Annotated in this window: 15 protein-coding genes, 1 tRNA gene and 1 pseudogene; 12 read left to right on the top strand and 5 right to left on the bottom strand. The window is 60.5% G+C overall.

Annotated features, from left to right (window positions below):
* The first annotated feature begins 98 nt into the window (after window positions 1–98).
* The gene (gene folE2 / locus BAC01S_RS19430; protein WP_027796256.1) at window positions 99–908 is read left to right on the top strand and encodes a GTP cyclohydrolase FolE2; all 810 of its coding nucleotides are present in this window, start codon (window positions 99–101) and stop codon (window positions 906–908) included.
* 82 nt (window positions 909–990) lie between these two features.
* On the opposite strand, the gene tsaD is transcribed toward folE2, so the two are convergent.
* Window positions 991–2,016 (bottom strand): tRNA (adenosine(37)-N6)-threonylcarbamoyltransferase complex transferase subunit TsaD, encoded by a 1,026-nt coding sequence (gene tsaD, locus BAC01S_RS19425; RefSeq protein WP_027796255.1) that lies wholly within the window; start codon window positions 2,014–2,016, stop codon window positions 991–993.
* Between the two features lie 182 nt (window positions 2,017–2,198).
* Here tsaD and BAC01S_RS19420 point away from each other — a divergent pair, with 182 nt between their 5' ends.
* The 4 genes from BAC01S_RS19420 to dnaG all read left to right on the top strand — a co-directional run bounded on the left by BAC01S_RS19420 (window position 2,199) and on the right by dnaG (window position 6,632).
* On the top strand, window positions 2,199–3,425 hold the full coding sequence (locus BAC01S_RS19420; RefSeq protein WP_027796254.1) for a BaiN/RdsA family NAD(P)/FAD-dependent oxidoreductase: 1,227 nt from the start codon (window positions 2,199–2,201) through the stop codon (window positions 3,423–3,425).
* 338 nt (window positions 3,426–3,763) lie between these two features.
* A complete protein-coding gene (gene rpsU / locus BAC01S_RS19415; RefSeq protein WP_013434742.1) occupies window positions 3,764–3,976 on the top strand; it encodes a 30S ribosomal protein S21 in 213 nt (70 codons plus the stop codon).
* A 229-nt stretch (window positions 3,977–4,205) separates the two neighbouring features.
* Complete coding sequence (locus BAC01S_RS19410) at window positions 4,206–4,652, top strand: GatB/YqeY domain-containing protein (RefSeq protein ID WP_027796253.1); 447 nt, start codon at window positions 4,206–4,208, stop codon at window positions 4,650–4,652.
* A 102-nt stretch (window positions 4,653–4,754) separates the two neighbouring features.
* Window positions 4,755–6,632, top strand: a complete 1,878-nt coding sequence (gene dnaG / locus BAC01S_RS19405; RefSeq protein WP_027796252.1) for a DNA primase — start codon at window positions 4,755–4,757, stop codon at window positions 6,630–6,632.
* A gap of 33 nt (window positions 6,633–6,665) precedes the next feature.
* Here the strand turns inward: dnaG and BAC01S_RS35640 are convergent, their stop codons facing one another.
* Window positions 6,666–7,004: a hypothetical protein gene (locus BAC01S_RS35640; RefSeq protein WP_043202824.1), complete on the bottom strand. Its 339-nt coding sequence runs from the start codon at window positions 7,002–7,004 to the stop codon at window positions 6,666–6,668.
* On the opposite strand from BAC01S_RS35640, the gene rpoD reads away from it, so the two are divergent.
* The 3 genes from rpoD (at window position 6,886) to BAC01S_RS19385 (ending at window position 9,845) form a co-directional block, all read left to right on the top strand.
* Entirely contained in the window at window positions 6,886–9,147 is a 2,262-nt protein-coding gene (gene rpoD / locus BAC01S_RS19395; protein WP_245616626.1) for an RNA polymerase sigma factor RpoD, read from the top strand. The genes BAC01S_RS35640 and rpoD overlap by 119 nt on opposite strands.
* A 133-nt stretch (window positions 9,148–9,280) precedes the next feature.
* Window positions 9,281–9,368: transfer RNA gene (locus BAC01S_RS19390), tRNA-Ile, on the top strand.
* A gap of 222 nt (window positions 9,369–9,590) precedes the next feature.
* Complete coding sequence (locus BAC01S_RS19385; protein ID WP_156954466.1) at window positions 9,591–9,845, top strand: hypothetical protein; 255 nt, start codon at window positions 9,591–9,593, stop codon at window positions 9,843–9,845.
* Here BAC01S_RS19385 and BAC01S_RS31930 read toward each other — a convergent pair.
* From BAC01S_RS31930 to BAC01S_RS19370, 3 genes and pseudogenes are all read right to left on the bottom strand, one after another.
* On the bottom strand, window positions 9,823–10,530 hold the full coding sequence (locus tag BAC01S_RS31930) for an epoxyqueuosine reductase QueH (RefSeq protein ID WP_043202823.1): 708 nt from the start codon (window positions 10,528–10,530) through the stop codon (window positions 9,823–9,825). The two genes, BAC01S_RS19385 and BAC01S_RS31930, sit on opposite strands and share 23 nt — an antisense overlap.
* An 18-nt stretch (window positions 10,531–10,548) precedes the next feature.
* Window positions 10,549–10,707, bottom strand: a pseudogene (glyA, locus tag BAC01S_RS19375) (serine hydroxymethyltransferase); the annotation flags it as partial.
* 280 nt (window positions 10,708–10,987) lie between these two features.
* Entirely contained in the window at window positions 10,988–11,896 is a 909-nt protein-coding gene (locus BAC01S_RS19370) for a LysR family transcriptional regulator (RefSeq protein ID WP_027796248.1), read from the bottom strand.
* A gap of 332 nt (window positions 11,897–12,228) precedes the next feature.
* Here BAC01S_RS19370 and BAC01S_RS19365 point away from each other — a divergent pair, with 332 nt between their 5' ends.
* The 4 genes from BAC01S_RS19365 (at window position 12,229) to BAC01S_RS31925 (ending at window position 16,573) form a co-directional block, all read left to right on the top strand.
* Window positions 12,229–13,212, top strand: a complete 984-nt coding sequence (locus BAC01S_RS19365) for a DUF1852 domain-containing protein (protein ID WP_027796247.1) — start codon at window positions 12,229–12,231, stop codon at window positions 13,210–13,212.
* A 27-nt stretch (window positions 13,213–13,239) separates the two neighbouring features.
* A complete protein-coding gene (locus tag BAC01S_RS19360; RefSeq protein ID WP_174442451.1) occupies window positions 13,240–14,268 on the top strand; it encodes a methionine synthase in 1,029 nt (342 codons plus the stop codon).
* A gap of 140 nt (window positions 14,269–14,408) precedes the next feature.
* Entirely contained in the window at window positions 14,409–14,918 is a 510-nt protein-coding gene (locus BAC01S_RS19355; protein WP_027796245.1) for a flavin reductase family protein, read from the top strand.
* 146 nt (window positions 14,919–15,064) lie between these two features.
* Window positions 15,065–16,573, top strand: a complete 1,509-nt coding sequence (locus BAC01S_RS31925; protein ID WP_043202822.1) for a methylenetetrahydrofolate reductase C-terminal domain-containing protein — start codon at window positions 15,065–15,067, stop codon at window positions 16,571–16,573.
* The last annotated feature ends 126 nt before the right edge of the window (window positions 16,574–16,699 follow it).

Raw genomic sequence — 16,699 nt, 5'->3', positions numbered from 1 at the left:
CGGGCGGCTCGACGAGCCCCGAACCCGCCTGCAAGCGCCGGCTCATGCCGGCGCTTGCCATTGCGCGCCGCGCAGCGCGCGGCATCAAGGACAAGAACATGAACCAGATGAACCCGGCTTTTGTGATGCCGGACGTGCAAAGCTCCGTCGATACCCGCCAGATTCCGATCCAGCGCGTGGGCGTGAAGGCCGTGCGCCATCCGCTGACTGTCGTGACCGGCAACGGCGACGTGCAGCCGACGGTCGGCACGTGGAACCTCGACGTTCATCTGCCGTCCGACCAGAAGGGCACGCACATGTCGCGCTTCGTTGCGCTGCTCGAGGAGCACAAGGCGCCGCTGACGTCCGCGACGTTCGGCACGATGCTGGCCGCCATGCTCGAAAAGCTCGAATCGCAGGCGGGCCGCATCGAGGTGTCGTTCCCGTACTTCGTGAAGAAGGTGGCGCCGGTGTCGGGCGTGGAGAGCCTGCTCGACTACGAGGTGACGCTGACGGGCGAGACGCGTGACGGCCAGACGCGCCTCTTCCTGAAGGTGCTCGTGCCGGTGACGAGCCTTTGTCCGTGCTCGAAGAAGATTTCGCAGTACGGCGCGCACAACCAGCGCTCGCACGTCACGATCGACGCCGAGCTGGCGGGTGATCTGCCGGTGGAGGATCTCATCCGGATTGCCGAGGAAGAGGCGTCGTGCGAGCTGTGGGGCCTGCTCAAGCGTCCGGACGAGAAGTTCGTGACCGAGCGCGCGTATGAGAATCCGAAGTTCGTCGAGGATCTCGTGCGCGACGTGGCCGTGCGCCTGAATGCCGACGCACGCGTTGCCGCTTACGTGCTGGAAGCCGAGAACTTCGAGTCGATCCACAATCACAGTGCGTATGCTGTGATCGAGCATGACAAGCGTACGCTCGGGTGATCTCCGGAGACCTTACGCAGAACGAAAAAAGCCGCCTTCCGAGGCGGCTTTTTGTTGCCGTTGCAGCGGCAGAAACGGCGTTTTACCGTCCGGGCGAAGTCAGATCCCAGCGCGGTTTGACCGTGAAAGCGTAATCCCGCGTGGCCTGCTCGGGCCACCGCGCAAGGCGCATCGCGCCGGCGAGCGCGATCATCGCGCCGTTGTCGGTGCATAGCGAAAGGTCGGGGTAGTGGACCTCGAAGCCGCGCTTTTGCGCGGCCGCCGAAAGCGTTTCGCGCAACTGCTTGTTCGCGCCCACACCGCCCGCCACCACAAGGCGCTTCAATTTCGTACGTTTGAGCGCGGCGATCGACTTGGCCGTGAGCACTTCCACGGCCGCATCGACGAAACCGCGCGCGATATCGGCTTTGCCTTGCTCGCAGAGGTTCGGGCCCAGCTTCTTCACGTGCGTCAGCACGGCCGTTTTCAGTCCGCTGAAGCTGAAGTCGAGATCGCCGGAATGCAGCATCGGTCGCGGCAGCACGATCGCTCCGGGAGTGCCGAACTCGGCGAGCCGCGAGACTTCAGGACCTCCCGGATAACCGAGACCCAGCAGCTTGGCAGTCTTGTCGAAGGCCTCGCCGGCGGCATCGTCGAGCGTCTCGCCCAAGGTTTCGTACACGCCCACGTCGGTCACGCGCATGAGCTGCGTGTGGCCGCCCGAGACGAGCAGCGCCACGAACGGAAACGGCGGCGGCGCGCTGACGAGAAGCGGCGAGAGCAGATGCCCTTCGAGATGGTGGATGCCGACCGTCGGACGATTCCAGGCCATGGCGAGCGCATTGGCGATGCTCGCGCCCACCAGCAGCGCGCCCGCGAGGCCGGGGCCCTGCGTATAGGCGATTGCGTCGATGTCGCCGCGCGCCGCGCCGCTTTGCTCCAGCACTTCTTCGAGCAGCGGCAACGCGCGGCGGATGTGGTCGCGCGAGGCGAGCTCCGGCACGACGCCGCCGTACTCGCGATGCATGGCGATCTGCGAATGCAGGGCGTGGGCGAGCAGGCCGCGCTCGGTGTCGTAGAGCGCAAGGCCGGTTTCGTCGCAGGAGCTTTCTATGCCGAGAACGAGCATGGTGAGACGGGCGCTGGGGTTTGCGGATGCCGGATCCGGCCGCAAATCCTTGCCGGTACGAAGTGAGCGGGAAGCACGAAAGTATAGCAGTACGCATGAAACACGGCCGGCGGGGCCGGGCGTCGGCGATTCCGGGCTGCCGTGCCCGGATGCGCGACGATGGGGCAGGTAGAATGCGCGCCATGGAATCTTTCGACATCGCCGTGATCGGCGCCGGGGCGGCCGGGATGATGTGTGCGGCGGTGGCCGGCCAGCAGGGGCGCCGTGTGGCGCTGATCGATCATGCGCCGCGCCTCGCGGAAAAAATCCGCATTTCGGGCGGCGGCCGCTGCAACTTCACGAATCTGCACGCCGGTCCGGGCAATTATCTTTCGGCGAACCCGCATTTTTGCCGCTCGGCGCTCGCGCGATACACGCCGCGCGATTTTCTCGCGCTGCTGCGCCAGCATCGCGTGACCTGGCACGAAAAGCACAAGGGACAGTTGTTTTGCGACCAGTCGAGCGAGGCGATCATCGACGTGCTGCGCGCTGAATGCGACGCCGGCGGCGTGGCCTGGCGCCGTCCGCTGCCCGTGGAGGCGGTGAGCCACTCGGACGGCGCAGGTTTCACCCTCGGCACGCCACAGGGCACGATTCGCGCCCACGCGCTGGTGATCGCGACGGGCGGGCTCTCGATTCCAAAGATCGGTGCAACCGATTTTGCGTACCGCATCGCGAAGCAGTTCGGCCACAAACTCATCGACACGCGCCCGGCGCTCGTGCCGCTTACCTTCGCTCACGACGAGTGGGCGCCGTATGCGGCGCTTTCGGGCGTGTCGCTCGACGTTCATATCGCGACCGGGGAGCGCAAGGCGGGCGGAGCATTCGACGAGGACCTGCTGTTCACGCATCGCGGCCTGTCCGGCCCCGGCGTGCTGCAGATATCGAGCTTCTGGCAGCCGGGGCAGCCCATTCGCGTGAACCTGCTGCCCGAGCGTGATCCGGCCGCCGCGCTCGTCGAAGCCAAGGGCGTGTCCAAACGCCAGATCGGCACTCTGCTGGCCGAATGGGTCCCGGCGCGGCTCGCGCATGTCTGGCTCGAAGGGCATCAGGTCGCGGCCGACGCACGTCTCGCCGACCTGCCCGACAAGACGCTGCGCCGCATAGGCGAAGGCCTCGCACAATGGACGCTGACACCCACGGGCACCGAGGGCTACAAGAAGGCCGAGGTGACGCGCGGTGGGGTCGACACGCGTGAACTTTCGTCGGCCACGATGATGAGCCAGCGGATGCCGGGCCTCTACTTTATCGGCGAGGCGGTGGACGTGACCGGCTGGCTGGGCGGCTATAACTTCCAGTGGGCGTGGGCTTCGGGCGTGGCGGCGGGTGAGGCCGCCGCGCAATATTCGGCGACCGTGGAAAAAGCCTGACGTTCGCCCTGGTCGACGCGATCCGGCAATGCGATCAACATTTCCGGTCGGGATCGCCTGCCGCGTCTTGCGGGTTTGATGCCGGTCATTGTTGGCCAGCTTCCCGAATCGGGATGGAACACTTCATGGGCGCCGGGGCGTCGCGCGCTGGTTGCCGGGCAGCGTGGCGCAGCGCGCCGTCGAGATCACGCGGTTGCCTCTGTTGCTGGTCGGGCCGGGTGTCGAATGAGCGGTTCGCAGACCGCGCTGCCCCGGGTATTTCCGCCAATCGGCCGGGCGATGTCGCGCTTTGTACCTGCTATACTCAATTCCCTTTACTCCCGATCCGTTATTGGAAAATGACGACCATCCGTGTAAAAGAAAATGAACCCTTTGAAGTTGCCATGCGCCGCTTCAAACGCACGATCGAGAAGAACGGTCTGCTGACCGAACTTCGCGCGCGCGAGTTTTACGAAAAGCCGACGGCTGAGCGTAAACGCAAGAAGGCTGCGGCTGTGAAGCGCCACTTCAAGCGCCTGCGCAGCCAGATGCTGCCGAAGAAGCTGTACTGATTCCGGCATTGCCGTGGTCTGGCCGCAGTCGGCCGTGAATGTCGGCTGAAGCGGCCGTTGCTGCCCCTCTGGTGTGGTCGCGACCATCGAGAATTTGCGCCGACCCGCCTGGAAGCGTTTCCAGGCGGGTTTTTGCATTGATATGATGTGTGTGCGGCCAGCGATGCATGGGGTGTCAGCGCCTCGGTACGCCCGGATATTCGTAACCCCAACGTATTTCAGGTGAGTGATGAGCCTCAAGGACCGGATCAACGACGACATGAAAGCCGCGATGCGCGCGCGCGAAACCGAGCGCCTCGCCACGATTCGTCTGCTGCTCGCCGCGATCAAGCAGCGTGAGGTCGACGACCGGGTGACGCTCGACGACGCGGGCATCACGGCCGTGATCGACAAGATGATCAAGCAGCGCAAGGACTCGATCAGCCAGTTCGAGGCCGCGGGCCGCACGGATCTCGTGGAGAAAGAGGCCGCCGAGCTGAAGGTGCTCGCCGATTACATGCCCGCGCAGCTCTCCGAAGCGGAAGTCGCCGCTGAAGTGCAGGCGGCGGTCGCGCAGACGGGCGCCGCCGGCCCGCAGGACATGGGCAAGGTGATGGGCGTGCTCAAGGGCAAACTCGCCGGCCGTGCCGACATGACGGCCGTGTCCGCGCTGGTCAAGGCCGCGCTCTCGAAGTAAGGTGAGGCGCCTCGCGGGCGGCGCGATCTGGACTACCGGGACGCGAGCCCGCATCGTCCGCACCATCCGCATCACCCAGCCAGCCGGAGCGCATTCGTCCCGATGATTCCGCATTCGTTCCTGCAGGATCTGCTGAACCGCGTCGATATCGTCGACGTGGTGGGGCGCTACGTGCAGCTCAAGAAGGGCGGCGCGAACTTCATGGGCCTGTGCCCGTTCCACAACGAAAAGAGCCCGTCGTTTACCGTTAGTCCAACGAAGCAGTTCTATCACTGCTTCGGCTGCGGCGCTCACGGCACCGCCATCGGTTTCCTGATGGAGCACGCGGGCCTCACGTTTCCCGAGGCCGTCAACGAGCTCGCGCAATCGGTCGGACTCACGGTGCCGCAGGAACCGTCGCCGATGCGTGGTGGCGGGGGCGGTGCCGGCGCGGGCGGCTACCCGAGCGGTCCTTCGAAGGCGGTCGCCACCGCCTTGTCCGACATCATGCAGACGGCGTGTGACTACTACCGCAGGCAACTGCGCAGCGCGCCTGATGCGATCCAGTACCTGAAAAAACGCGGCCTTACGGGCGAGATCGCAGCGCGCTTCGGCCTTGGCTATGCGCCCGATGGTTGGCAGAACCTGGAGTCGGCATTCGCCAATTATCGTGACGATGCGCTGGTCGAAACCGGGCTCGTGATCGTCAGCGAAAAGCAGGATGCCCAAGGGCAGGCCCGCCGCTACGACCGCTTTCGCGACCGGGTCATGTTCCCGATCCGCAACGTCAAGGGTGCCGTGATCGGCTTCGGCGGGCGGGTGCTCGACGGCGGCGAGCCCAAGTATCTGAATTCGCCGGAAACGCCGTTATTCAACAAGGGCAGCGAACTGTACGGCCTCTTCGAGGCGCGTCTTGCGATTCGCGAGCACCAGTACGTGCTGGTGGTCGAAGGGTACATGGACGTGGTCGCGCTGGCGCAGCTCGGCTTCCAGAACGCCGTCGCGACGCTCGGCACCGCCTGCACGCCGATTCACGTGCAAAAGCTGCTGCGTCAGACCGATACGGTGATCTTCAGCTTCGACGGCGACTCGGCCGGCCGCCGTGCCGCGCGGCGCGCGCTCGATGCCTGCCTGCCTCATGCAGCCGACAACCGCACGATCCGGTTCCTGTTCCTGCCGCCGGAGCACGATCCGGACAGCTATGTCCGCGAATTCGGCACCGAGGCGTTCCGCGAGCAGGTCGAGCGGGCCATGCCGCTGTCGCAGTTCATGCTGAACGAGGTGCTGACGGGCAAGGAACTGGATCAGCCGGAGGGCCGCGCGCGGGCGCTGTTCGACGCCAAGCCGCTCCTGCAGGCGCTGCCGGCGAACGCGTTGCGCGCGCAGATCATGCACATGTTTGCGGACCGGCTGGACGTGCCGTTCGAGGAAGTGGCGGCGCTGTGCGAGGTCGACGCGCGGATCGCCCGGGCCGCCCGGGCGGCACCGGCGCGCAAGGACCGGCATCTCGTGACCGGGATCGAGCGCAAGGCGCTGCGCAACCTCGTAATGCATCCGCGCATCGTCGCGCAACTGGACGAGGAGGCCGAGCGGGCCCTGATCGGGCTCACGCGCCACGGCGAACTTTTCGAGGAAGTGACCACGCACGCCCGCGGACTGGGCGATGCAGCGGCATTTCAGCTCCTTTCGGATCTCTTGCGCAACGGTGCGAACGCCCCCACCTTCGAGGAGATTTTTCGGGAAATTCTGGACTATGATGAAAACGTTCGGGATTTATTGATGAAAAATCCCGAAGACGCCACGGTGGCCGAAGAGCGGCGCGAGCAGGAGCGGCTGGTGGGCGAGGAATTGACGGCGGCGATCCTGAAGATGCGCTATGACGCCTGTTGCGACCGGCTCGACGTGCTTTCGCGGCAGTCGCGGCACACGCCCGAAGAACTGGCGGAATTGATGGCGCTGAATCAGACTCGGGCTGATATGAAACGCCAGCTCGGTTTGTAAGGGAGGGCGCACCGGGGGATTTTGCCTCGCGTGCTATAATAAAAGGTTTTCAGCGGTTTGTTTTTGTTTTTTTCCGGGCTTATACCCAGCTTCCAGCAAGGACGGAATGGCAATGGCAAAGACTACAGGCGGAAAAAAGGCGACAGGCAAAGGCTCGACGGAGCCGACCAGCAAGGTCAGAGAGGCCAGCGCCACCCACTCCGCCAGCAAGTCGACCGCCACCTCTCCAGAACCCGCTGCCCGGAAGAAGACCATGGCTGCTTCGGCCAGCAGAGCGGCGCCAACACGCGCGGCGAAAGCCGCAACCCAAACGCGAACGCCAGCGGCAACGAAGCGGTCCGGTTCGAGTAGTGCAAGGCAAGTGCCTGCCATTGCGGACGATGTGGCAGAGCGCGAGGCTCCAGGATCCACGGTTCAAGAGGCTGACGTCCACCAGCCGCGAGTCGAGACTATAGCCGAAACGGCGAACTCCATGACGAAAAAGCTGAATGAAGTATCCGTCGAAGACGACGCAAGCCAGAGCGAAGACAGCACGCCCGCCGCGGGCAAGGGCGAAAAGGCCCGTGCGCGCGACCGGCGGGCGAAGGAAAAGGCGCTGCTGAAAGACGCGTTCGCGTCCTCGCAGCCCGGGACCGTCGAAGAGCTCGAGGAGCGTCGCTCGAAGCTGCGAGCGCTCATCAAGCTGGGCAAGGAGCGCGGCTTCCTCACGTACGCCGAAATCAACGATCACCTGCCGGACAACTTCACCGAGACCGAGGCGATCGAAGGCATCATCAGCACCTTCAACGACATGGGCGTGGCCGTGTACGAGCAGGCGCCCGATGCCGAAACGCTGCTGCTCAACGACAACGCGCCGAATGCTTCTTCGGACGACGAAGTAGAAGAGGAAGCGGAAGTTGCGCTGTCCACCGTCGACTCGGAATTCGGCCGCACCACCGACCCCGTGCGCATGTACATGCGCGAAATGGGCACGGTCGAGCTGCTCACGCGCGAAGGCGAAATCGAAATCGCCAAGCGCATCGAAGACGGCCTCAAGCACATGGTCATGGCGATCTCCGCATGCCCGACCACGATTGCCGACATCCTCGCGATGGCCGAGCGCGTGGCGAACGACGAGATCCGCGTGGACGAGCTCGTCGACGGCCTGATCGATCCGAATGCCGAAGATACCGACGGCTTCTCCGCGCAGGAAGCGGAAGCGATCGAGAACGAAGACGAGAACGCCGAAGAGGAAGAGGAAGAAGAAGAGGAAGAAGAGGACGAGGGCGCCGCGCAGGCGACGGCCAACGCAGCCCAGCTCGAGGCGCTCAAGCGCGCCTCGCTCGAGAAGTTCGCGCTCATCAGCGAATGGTTCGACAAGATGCGCCGTGCGTTCGAGAAGGAAGGCTACAAGTCGAAGTCCTACCTCAAGGCGCAGGAAACGATCCAGAACGAGCTGATGTCGATCCGCTTCACGGCGCGCACCGTCGAGCGCCTGTGCGACACGCTGCGTGCCCAGGTGGACGAAGTGCGCCAGGTCGAGCGCCAGATTCTGCACACGGTGGTGGACCGGTGCGGCATGCCGCGTTCGGAGTTCATCGCGCGTTTCCCGGGCAACGAGACCGATCTGGAGTGGTCCGACAAGATCGTGGGCGAGAACCACGGGTACAGCGCGATCCTCTCGCGCAACATCCCGGCGATTCGCGAACAGCAGCAGCGCCTGCTCGACCTGCAGGCGCGCGTGGTGCTGCCGCTCAAGGACCTGAAGGAAACCAACCGCCAGATGGCGGCCGGCGAACTGAAGGCGCGCCAGGCGAAGCGCGAGATGACCGAGGCGAACCTGCGTCTCGTGATCTCGATCGCAAAGAAGTACACGAATCGCGGGCTGCAGTTCCTCGACCTGATTCAGGAAGGCAACATCGGCCTCATGAAGGCGGTGGACAAGTTCGAATATCGGCGCGGCTACAAGTTCTCGACCTACGCGACGTGGTGGATTCGCCAGGCCATCACGCGCTCGATCGCGGACCAGGCGCGCACGATCCGCATTCCGGTTCACATGATCGAGACGATCAACAAGATGAACCGTATTTCGCGGCAGATTCTGCAGGAAACCGGTCTCGAGCCGGATCCGGCAACGCTGGCCGAGAAGATGGAAATGCCGGAGGACAAGATCCGCAAGATCATGAAGATCGCGAAGGAGCCGATCTCCATGGAAACGCCGATCGGCGACGACGACGACTCACATCTCGGCGACTTCATCGAGGACACGAACACGGTTGCGCCGGCGGACGCCGCGCTGCATGCCTCGATGCGCGACGTGGTGAAGGACGTGCTCGATTCGCTGACGCCGCGCGAAGCGAAGGTGCTGCGCATGCGTTTTGGCATCGAGATGAGCACAGACCACACGCTCGAAGAAGTGGGCAAGCAGTTCGACGTGACGCGTGAGCGGATTCGCCAGATCGAGGCGAAGGCGCTGCGCAAGCTGCGTCACCCGAGCCGCTCGGACAAGCTCAAATCGTTCCTCGAAGGGAACTGATTGTTTGCTTCATGTGTGCATGCTGTGCATGTGCACTCGCCAGGCCGGCCTGCTTTCGTGTAGTATGTCGGCCTGTCGTCGAACAAGGCCCGGCCTTTTGCTAGACCGGGCTTTTTTGTCGGCGCTTCTCTTTGGGCCGGACGCCGTGTTGGTTGCAGGCAGTGGACTCATAATCCACCGGAGAAATCCCGTCGTCGGTTCGAACCCGACCCGGCCCACCATTCAAAGTGTTTGAGTGAATTTCTGGGCATCCCCTCTGGCTCACCCACGTTCATGCTTGGGCGCACCGGTCTTTCCGTGCGTACCCGGGCCAGTCACCTCATTCCGTTGATTTCCACCGTAAGCACCGGAAGATCCGGCCATTATAGTTCCGGGAAAGCCCGGCAAAGAAGCTGTCGCGGCGCAGATAGTCGAGCAGATCGGCGTCGATGCTACCTGACACGATGTCCTTCGCCCAGCCTGGCGCGTTCTTGCCTGAAGCCACACCCAGCAGGCTTGCAACGATTTCCCGAAGCCCGAGGCGCGTCAATGCCGAGCTCGCCGGCCAGCATGTTGGCGAGCCGGATGCCATTGTCATGGCGCGCGAACAGACATTGTTCATCCTCAAGCGTATGACCGAATGGCACGTGCGTTACGTCGTGGAGCAGCGCGGCAACACCGATCGCCTCTTCCAGATCAGGTGGCACGTGAGGACCTGAGCGCCGCAGGCTGTGCGTCCTTCTCCTCCGCTGAAGATTGCCCATAGTACAACTCGCCCAGCCTGATTCGCTCGCGTCCTGTAGCGATGCGATGCTCGTTGGTGTCGCGCAACGAATAGACACACCCGCAATATTCCTGCTGATAAAAATTCTCGCGCTTGCTGATTTCGATCATGCGAGCCGAACCACCGCCCTTGCGCCAGTTGTAATCCCAATACAGCAGTTCCGGATAGTGAGAGGCCGCGCGTTTGCCGCAGTCGTTGATCTGCTGCATGTTCTTCCAGCGCGAAATGCCAAGCGAACTGGTGATCACCGGAAAGCCGTGCTCGTGCGCGTACAGCGCCGTGCGCTCAAAGCGCATGTCGAAGCACATCGTGCAGCGAACGCCGCGCTCGGGTTCGTTCTCCATGCCGCGGGCGCGCGCAAACCAATTGTCGCGATCGTAGTCGGCATCCACGAACGGGATGCCGAATTTCTCGGCAAAACGGATGTTTTCATCTTTGCGCAGGTCGTACTCCTTGCGCGGATGAATGTTCGGGTTATAGAAGAAGATCGTGAAATCGATCGCCGAAGCGACCATGGCTTCCATGACTTCCCCGGAACACGGCGCGCAGCACGAATGCAGCAGAACCTTCCGATGGCCGCCTGGTAAGGGCAGGGATTTGCGTTCGTTGGAGTTGGTCATCGTCGTTTTACCTCAATCCATCACTGCCGCGCATCGCGCGGCCTGCGGCTGATGCGCCTTGAACTCCAGCGATGCAGCCTCGTTGAATGCGACGGCCTTGCCCGCGATCGCATGCGTCATGCAGACCACCTGGATGCCAGGGAAAATCGCCGAGTTGATTGCTTTCTCATGTTCGGCAAATGAGCAGCGGCGACGTTCGAACATGGGATTGGAGTCCTGGAAGAAAAAGGTATCTGACGCTCACGGCTGATTTTCAGGCGCAAGCATTGCGTGATGGCGTGGCGTGGCGTGGCGCGGCGTGGCGCGGCCCGACGCGGGGTACGGGTCCACAGGTGGCAAAAGGCTAAAAGGCCAAACGGCTAAAGCTCTCCAGCGAAAATGATAGAGGCTGAGCCGTGCAAGATGAAATGGTATCTTTTCATCTAGCGATTAGTTTTGTTCATGTCCCAATGCAAAACTAGTCTCGCATCTTTGCTTCCGCCCATTTCCACTCCCGCGCCGCCTTCACAAATGCCGCAAGATAATCGATGTCGTCATCAGTCTTGCGCGTGCCGAGGAAAATCTGCTTCGTAATACCCTTCTTTCCAAGTTGCACGGGCGTGAGCGGCATCCAGCCCGCGTATTCTTCCGCAAGCCAGCGAGGTAACGCCGCCACGCCACGGCCGCTCGCCACCATCTGCAGCATGATGTCGGTCGTCTCGATTACCTTGTGGCGCTTCGGCACCATGTTCGCGGGCGTGAGGAACTGCGTGTATATATCGAGCCGGTCCGTTTCGACGGGATACGTGATCAGCACCTCATGCGCCAACTGCTCCGGCATGACATACGCTTCTCCGGCCAGCATGTGGTCATTGCCGACCACCAGCACCTGCTCGTAATCGAACACCGGCTGAAAATGCAGCTCGGACTTCTTGAGCGGGTCGGGCGTGACGAGCACGTCGATTTCATGGCCGATCAGCGCGCCGATGCCGCCGAACTGGAAGCGCTGCTTCACGTCGACGTCGACATCCGGCCAGCGCGCGAGATACGGCGACACAACCTTCAGCAGCCATTGATAGCACGGCGCGCATTCCATGCCGATCCGCAACGTGCCGCGCTCGCCCTGCGCGTACTGCTTCATGCGCTCTTCGGCGAGTTCGAATTGCGGCAGCAGCCGGTTCGCGAGGCTCAGCAGGTACTGTCCGGCCTGCGTGAGCCGCATGGAACGTCCCTCGCGCGTCCACACCGGCGTACCGAGCTGCTGCTCGAGCTTCTTCACCGCATGGCTTAGCGCCGACTGCGTGAGATTGAGCGTATCGGCGGCGGCCGTGAGCGAACCCTGCCGCTCCACTTCCCGCACGACCATCAGATGACTGCGATCCAGCATCGCTCACTCCATGAACAAATTTAATGTCTGCATGAAATAAATCCATTTTCATTCATGCAATGAAAACTATATCATCGCTGCCAGTCACTTTTCTTCTGATTAGCACACGGCACATGGTCACTACGCGGATCAACGTACACCGCGCCATGAGCATCACTAATGGTTGCATGAAATCGATTCATGTCCGGTCAGCCGCGGCTCAACGTGGAATTCGTCCTGAATGTCGATGCCAATGAGGCTGCTGAGTAAAAAATCAGAGAAGAAAAGCGGGAAGCATTGAAAGCAAAGAACAAACGCAGTATTCATTTCAGAAACCAGGGTGCAGGATAACAATGAGTAAAGAGTTCACATTTGCTATTAACAGCATCTGTTTCGATGAAGACTATCGCCCTTCAGAAAATACGCGTATCACGACCAACTTTGCTAACCTGGCTAGAGGAAAGAGTCGCCAGGAGAACTTGCGTAACACCTTCAGGATGATTGACAATCGTTTCAATGCGCTGGCGCATTGGGATAATCCTGAGGGTGATCGTTACGCTGTCAAACTTGAAATCATTTCCGTTGAACTGAATATTGATGGGGAAAGCAGAGGTGACGCGCTTCCTTTGATCGAAATATTGAAAACGAATATTGTTGATCGAAAAACTAACGAATGCATTGAAGGTATCGCAGGAAATAACTTTTCCTCTTATGTGCGAGATTATGACTTCAGTGTAGTATTGCTGGAGCACAACAAGAATCAGCCCGGATTCACCACGCCAGATAATTTTGGAGAGCTGCATGGAAAGCTGTTCAAGTGCTTCGTAAATTCCAGAGCTTACAGAGATCATTTCGCCAAACCGCCCGTTATATGTCTAAGCGTTTCGAGTAGCAAGACCTATCACCGGACTGTCAATCAGCATCCTGTATTGGGTATCGAGTACCAGCAGGACGAATATTCTTTGACTGACGAATATTTCGAAAAAATGGGGTTGAAGGTCCGCTATTTCATGCCTCCGAATAGTGTTGCACCTTTGGCTTTTTATTTTGCCGGCGATTTGCTTGCCGATTACACCAATCTTGAGCTTATCGGCACCATCAGCACGATGGATACCTTCCAGAAGATTTACCGGCCCGAGATTTACAATGCGAATTCTCCAGCAGGAAAATCCTATCAACCCAGTTTGAAGCATCAGGATTTTTCGTTGACTCGAATTGTTTACGATCGGGAAGAACGTAGCCGGCTGGCTGTCGAGCAGGGAAGGTTTGTTGAGGAGCAATTTATCAAGCCATACCAGGCCATTCTTGAGCAGTGGTCCGCTGACTACGCTCTTTGATTAATAAAAAACGCAAGGTCGTATATCGTGAAGAAATTGCTTCCCACTTCAACTGCCGGCAGCTTGCCTAAACCCTCCTGGCTTGCACAACCCGAGACGCTTTGGTCACCCTGGAAATTGCAGGATGAGCAATTGACCGAGGGCAAACAGGATGCTTTGCGTTTGTCGTTGCAAGAACAACGGCACGCAGGTATTGATATCGTCAGCGATGGCGAACAAACACGCCAGCATTTTGTTACTACGTTTATTGAGCACCTCAGCGGCGTTGATTTTGAGAACCGTAAGACCGTTCGGATTCGCGATCGCTATGATGCAAGCGTGCCGACGGTCGTTGATGCGGTTGCCCGACAAAAACCGGTTTTCGTTGAAGATGCCAGGTTTTTGCGCCAGCAAACCAGGCAGCCCATAAAATGGGCTTTGCCGGGCCCGATGACCATGATCGATACGCTTTACGACGATCATTACAAGAGCCGCGAAAAACTGGCTTGGGAGTTCGCAAAGATCCTGAACGAGGAAGCCAGGGAACTGGAGGCCGCCGGCGTCGATATCATTCAATTTGACGAGCCCGCATTCAATGTTTTCTTCGATGAGGTGAATGATTGGGGCGTCGCGACCCTGGAAAGGGCGATTGAAGGTCTCAAGTGTGAAACCGCCGTGCATATTTGCTATGGCTATGGCATCAAGGCCAATACGGATTGGAAGAAGACTCTGGGGTCGGAGTGGCGGCAATACGAGGAAGCCTTCCCCAAGCTGCAAAAATCCAGTATCGATATGGTTTCGCTGGAATGTCACAACTCTCGCGTTCCCATGGATCTGATCGAACTCATTCGAGGCAAGAAGGTGATGGTGGGGGCCATCGATGTGGCAACCGGTACCATTGAAACCCCCGAGGAAGTCGCCAGCACGTTGCGAAAAGCGCTTCAGTTTGTGGATGCCGACAAGCTCTATCCTTGCACCAACTGCGGCATGGCTCCCTTGTCACGTGCAGTCGCGAGAGGCAAGCTGAGTGCTTTGAGCGCGGGCGCGGAAATCGTCCGAAAAGAACTCTCGAACTAGTTCCGAGCTGAAGTCGGAAGTAGTGCTCGGGGAATTGAAGGCTGTGTGGATTTCAGGGAGTGCCTTGAAATGGCTCCCTGAATCTGTCGAAATACGCCGCTTTGATATTTCCGGGCCGCACTCAGTATTCGGTATCTACCATGTCACTTTCCAGCACTGCCATCGAGCCTTTGAGCTTTCGCGAAGCGCTCGGGCACTACGCATCCGGTATCACGGTGATTGCGTCACACGTCGATGGCGAGCCGATCGGCTTCACTTGCCAGTCTTTCTATAGCGTGTCGATGAGTCCGCCGCTGGTGTCATTCAGCGTAATGTCCAGTTCGGCCAGCTATCCAAAAATTCGCCGGGCAGGTCGATTCGTCGTCAATATCCTGTCGGACGAGCAAGTCAGGATTTCCAACCAATTCGCTCGACGAGGCACAGACAAGTGGCACGGCGTCGAATGGCAGGAATCGCCGCTGGGTAATCCGATCATTGCCGGCAGCCTTCACTGGCTCGATTGCGAAATTTACGCCGAACACGCTGCGGGCGATCACCTGATCGTGATTGGTGAAGTGAAAGCGTTAGACCTGCAAGAAGCTGCTGCTTCGCAGCCATTGTTGTATTTCAAAGGGCAATATCGCAACATCGCCGCGCATAGCGCGGCTTGAGCGGTTATCTCCGCTGGGCGTCGGCGCAATTGTTCTTCTTCCATGCCGCCGGTCTGCTACTGGCTGTCATCGCGATGGTTGCTTTGCACTATCACCAGGAGGCTGCTGCGACGACGCCCCTCTGACCTAAAAGGTATCGAGCTGTCTTGAGTTCATTGAAACAGGCGCTAAACGAAGGACGCTTCGTCTGCGTGCTCGAGGTCGTTCCTCAACAGTCCCCTTCGCGCCTGGCCTCGCTTGAGCAAATCGTGCAACGCGGGCACCTGGCAGGCTGGCCGCTACTGCCAGCTTTCGCCGATCGTGTCGGTCTGCACTCGGACTTGAGCCCCTTGGAAGCCGCTGAAGTATTGGGAAATCCGGCTTCATCCCTGCTGCATTTTTCAGGCAAGGATCGCGAGCGTGCCGACTTGCTGCTCCAGATGGACTCGATGAAGACCCTTGGTGTGGAGCAATTGTTGCTGCTCAGTGGTGATCGCCTGCCGGGCCACTATCCTGGTCAGGCACCAGTGCGCTATCTGGAGTCGGTACCTGCGCTGCGGATTGCCCGTGAACACTGCCCGGGCTGGCTGTTGGGCGCTGCGCTGAACCCGTTCAAATACCGCGAAGAAGAAGGCGGCGCACAGTATCTGAAAGCGCAAAAAAAGCTTCTGGCCGGGGCGGATTTCCTTACCCTGCAACTCGGTTTTGACGCCGCCAAGCATAGTGAAGCCCAGACCTGGATGCGCTCTCAGGCACGTATGAAACCCATGCTGGCCTGTGTGACGGGGCTGACCGACAAACGCGCGGCCTTTCTGCAGACCGTACCCGGCATCGTCATCACCGAATCCATGCGCATGCTGTTGAGCAGGGAGCAGCAGGTATCGCAGGCTTATGCCGGCGCACGAAGCCTCGAGCGCCTGGCGCTGCAGATAGTGGGCCTGCAATTGATGGGCTATGCCGGTGCTCATGTGTCCGGGGTGCATACGCTTGACGAACTGCTTTCGTTGGAGCAGGCGATCACCGAGCAGCGGAACAGCACGACCTCATTGACCGATTGGGGCGAGCGATGGCGTGCAAGTTGGCAGATGCCTGGGGCACCCCAGGTAAGCTTCACCCCCGAAAGCGATGCCTGGGAAATGGGGCAATCCGATGTCACCGCCACCCGCAGGGAGCGCCTGCGACATACGCTGCTCTCCTCGCTACATGGCCAGTTCTTCAGTCGCACGGGATGGCTCAGCAGGGCCTTCGGCTGGAGCGTGACGCGGCCGATCTGGAAGGTCGGCGTGGGGGCGAATGCCTTGCATGCTGTCGAACGGACGGTCAAACGGCCGCTGGTTGGCTGCGATACCTGCGGCCGCTGCCGCTTGCAGGACACCCTCTACATATGCCCCGAGACATGCCCCAAAGGCCTGGCGAACGGCCCCTGTGGCGGAACCCGGCTCAATCGTTGCGAATTTGGCGACCGGGAGTGCGTGCACAGTGTCAAATACCGGATTGCCAAATCTGCCAATCAGTTGCCTGTGCTGGCGCAGAGGTTGATTCCTTGCATCGAAGCGGACAACAGGCACCGCAGCTCCTGGCCTGAATGGTTCGAGCCGGAAGATACTACGCAGGGCGCTGAATCCAACCCCAGAGAATGGAAGGTGGCCAGGCGGCCTTCACGATGCCGAAAGTGATCAGTGGCCGAAAGTACTCGGCGGATTCAACCGGTCGACGCAACGAATTGATGGAATCGTCTAGCTTGGCGCCATCGCCCGCAGCCTCGCATACCCGGGCGGAAATGCGTTGCCGTTCCTCTCGCG

It is taken from the genome of Paraburkholderia acidipaludis NBRC 101816 (assembly GCF_000684975.1).
Lineage (GTDB): Bacteria > Pseudomonadota > Gammaproteobacteria > Burkholderiales > Burkholderiaceae > Paraburkholderia > Paraburkholderia acidipaludis.
The sequence above is the reverse complement of the archived record's forward strand: the minus strand, read 5'-3'. Positions and strand labels throughout refer to the sequence as shown.